Consider the following 3,404-nt stretch of genomic DNA (forward strand, 5'->3'; position numbering starts at 1 on the left):
CCTCGACGAGGTCTGCGAGCGGGTCTGGGAGGTCGTCGACGGCCGGGTGGACGCCTACGACGGCGGTTACTCCGCGTATGTGCTTGCCCGGGCGGAACGGGCGCGGCAGGTCGATGCCGCCGAATCGCGGCGGCAGAACCTGCTGCGCAAGGAGCTGGCCTGGCTGCGCCGGGGTCCGCCGGCCCGCACCAGCAAGCCGCGCTTCCGGATCGAGGCGGCCAACGCCCTGATCGCCGACGAGCCGCCTGCCCGCGACACCCTCGGCCTGCGCACCTTTGCCGCCTCGCGCCTCGGCAAGGACGTCTACGACGTCGAGGACGTGACGCTACGGCTGGGCGGCCGGGCGTTGCTCACGAATGTGACCTGGCGGCTGGGCCCGGGGGACCGGGTGGGTCTCGTCGGGGTCAACGGCAGCGGCAAGACGACGCTGATGCGCCTGCTGACGGGGCAGGTGGGCCCGGATGCGGGCACTGTGCGGGTCGGCAGGAGCGTGCGTCCCGCCATGCTCTCCCAGGAGATCCGTGAGCTGGACCCGGACCTGCGCGCACTGGAGGCGGTGGAGCAGGCCGGCCGGGTGCTGGAGGTGGGTCGCGGCCGGGAGGTGACCGCCGGTCAGCTCCTGGAGCAGTTCGGCCTGCCGTCGGCCCGGCAGTGGACGCGGGTCGGTGACCTCTCCGGTGGGGAACGCCGCCGGCTGCAGCTGCTGAGGCTGCTCATGGAACGGCCGAACGTGCTGCTGCTGGACGAGCCCACCAACGATCTGGACACCGACACGCTGGCGGCGCTGGAAGACGTCCTGGACTCCTGGCCGGGCACGATCGTTGCCATCAGCCATGATCGTTACTTTCTAGAGCGAACCTGTGACACGATCTTCGCCATGCTCGGCGACGGGTCACTTGTCATGCTGCCCGGCGGGGTGGACGAATACCTGTCCCGGCGGGAGCTTGCCACCACGCAGGCCGGGACAGCCGGTGCCGCCGGCACCGGCACTACCGTCGATTCTGGTGCTGGCTCCGGTGCCACCGCCGGCGCCGGGGCCGGTTCGCTGTCGGCCGGGCAGGTACGGGTCGCGCGCAAGGAGCTGACCCGGCTCGAACGGGCCCTGGAGCGACTGGCCCGGCGGGAGACCGCGCTGCATGCCGCACTTGCCGAGGCGGCCACCGATCACCAGCGCCTGCTCGCCCTGGATGCCGAGCTACGCGAGGTCGTCGCCGAGAAGGCCCGCACCGAGGAGGCCTGGCTGACCGTCGCATCCGACCTTGAGGACGCCTGACGCACCGTCCTCAAATCGTCGCGAAGCGACCCCACCCGGATGTGTGTTCCATTCGCGATCATCATTGGATGATCGCGAAGCCGTGGGTGGACAGCAGCCCAGGAAGCCGGGGTCCCCAAATCGTCGTGAATCGACTATTCGGGGGAAGCAAGCTTTGCCTTCAGGCGTTCGTGATCGGGCCAGCGGACGTCGTGGACGAGCCGCAACGTTTCCATCAGCTTGATGAGGTAGGCGCTGGAGTCCACCTGCCAGGGCTTGACCCCGTGGCGGGCCAGGGTGGGGTCGGCATGGTGCAGGTTGTGCCAGGACTCGCCCATCGACAGGATGGCAAGCGGCCAGACGTTGCCGGAGTGGTCCCGCGACTTGTACGGGTGCTTGCCCGCGACGTGGCAGATGCTGTTCGTCGACCATGTGACGTGGTGGAGGACGCACACCCGGACCAGGCTCGCCCAGAAGAACGCCTGCACCGCCGCTTCGAAGGAGCCGCCCCACAGGCCGCCGATCAGCGCCGGGGCCGCGAGGCTCACCCCTGCGCAGAGCCCGAACAGGTGGCTGACGCGGACGATGTCGGCGTCGTCGAGCAGGTCCGGGGCGTACCGGCGCTGGTCGGTCTGTTCGACGTCGAACAGCCAGCCGATGTGGGCGTGCCACAGGCCCTTGGTCAGGGCGCGGACGCCGGTGCCGTACCGCCACGGCGAGTGCGGGTCGCCGTCCCGGTCGCTGAAGGCGTGGTGGCGCCGGTGGTCGGCGACCCAGCGGATGACCGGACCCTCGATCGCCATGTTGCCGGCGACGGCGAGCGCGATGCGTATCGGCCTGGAGGTCTTGAACCCGCGATGGGTGAAGTAGCGGTGGAAACCGATGGTCACCCCATGGCCGGTGATCGCGTACATGACGGCGGCGAGGATCACGTCGCGCGGACTGATCCATCGGCCCCACAGCAGCGGTACCGCGGCGGCGAGGGCTGCCAACGGTATGATGATGACCATGGCGAGGGTGACCTGTTCCCCCCGCGCTTTCAGCGTGGATTTCGGCGCTACGGTGTGGTGGGTGGGCGCACTCGCCCGGGTCGCAGGGGCCGCGGCACCCATCGGGTTCACCGTATCGGTAGCGGTCATGACATAACCCCGTCCATCAGTGCCGTCCGCCGGTTTCGTTGTCGCGATGGTTTCCGTTGGGACACCGTAGCTCGCGACGGTAACGCGCGGTGCCCGCGGCGGGGAACATCGCAGAAAAACAATTCCGCGTGTCCGGGGATCTGCGGGTCAGGGCGCGGTACTTGTCGCAGGGAGTCGGCGGGAGCGGCGGGCGGCGTCCGGGTGCCGTAGTGGGCTGGGAGCCGTAGCGGTGCCCCGAGTCCGAGAAAATCATGATCGCGTCCTCTTTGGCTCTCCCGTACCTGGGGACCTGGGCCTCCGGCAGCGCGAGAAAAGTATGATCGCTCCGCCTTTGGCCCTCCCGCGGTGATACACTGCCAAAGATTTTTCCTCGGTCCGCCGTGGTGTAATTGGCAGCACGGAAGATTTTGGTTCTTCTAGTCCACGTTCGAGTCGTGGCGGCGGAGCTCGGGGTTCGATCGGTGGGCGTGCTGGTCCGCGCGAACTATTTCCGCTCGTCGGAATTGTCCGCGATATCCCCTGGTCGCAATCCGGTAAGCTCGACATGCATCGAGTTGATGTCCACGATCAGGGGAGCTCGTGTGACCCAACCACGTCTGGCGGCGGTTGTCGTCCTTGCCGCGGGTGAGGGTAAGCGGATGCGGTCCGCAACCCCCAAGGTGCTCCATCGTGTTGCCGGGCGCACCCTCCTGGAGCACGTTCTCGTTGCGGTCACTCCGCTCGGGGCCGACCGGCAACTGGTGGTCGTCGGGCACGGGCGCGAGCAGGTGATCACGGCGCTGGCCGATCGCACACCCGAGGTCGCACCGGTCGTGCAGGCCAGCCAGCGCGGTACCGGCCACGCTGTCCGGGTCGCCCTGCCCGCGGCGCCGGACATCCGGCCGGACGATCTCGTGGTCGTCGTCCCGGGTGACACCCCGCTGTTGACCAGCACGACGATGTCGGCGCTGGTCGCGACGCATGCGCGCGAGGGTGCCGCGGCGACGGTGCTGACCGCGCAGGTGGCTGATCCC

The 3,404-nt window shown here is 69.0% G+C and carries 3 protein-coding genes; 2 read left to right on the plus strand and 1 reads right to left on the minus strand.

The features are described 5' to 3' along the window. A partial coding sequence (locus tag DD1DGNOD_RS04030) for an ABC-F family ATP-binding cassette domain-containing protein (protein ID WP_131769474.1) occupies window positions 1-1,273 on the plus strand: 1,273 nt, incomplete at its 5' end. A 134-nt stretch (window positions 1,274-1,407) separates the two neighbouring features. Here the strand turns inward: DD1DGNOD_RS04030 and DD1DGNOD_RS04035 are convergent. Continuing rightward, window positions 1,408-2,391 (minus strand): acyl-CoA desaturase, encoded by a 984-nt coding sequence (locus DD1DGNOD_RS04035; protein WP_131769475.1) that lies wholly within the window; start codon window positions 2,389-2,391, stop codon window positions 1,408-1,410. Between the two features lie 581 nt (window positions 2,392-2,972). On the opposite strand from DD1DGNOD_RS04035, the gene DD1DGNOD_RS04045 reads away from it, so the two are divergent. Next, a partial coding sequence (locus DD1DGNOD_RS04045) for an NTP transferase domain-containing protein (protein WP_165036391.1) occupies window positions 2,973-3,404 on the plus strand: 432 nt, incomplete at its 3' end.

Origin of the sequence: Candidatus Protofrankia californiensis (assembly GCF_900634765.1) — a bacterium.
GTDB lineage: Bacteria > Actinomycetota > Actinomycetes > Frankiales > Frankiaceae > Protofrankia > Protofrankia californiensis.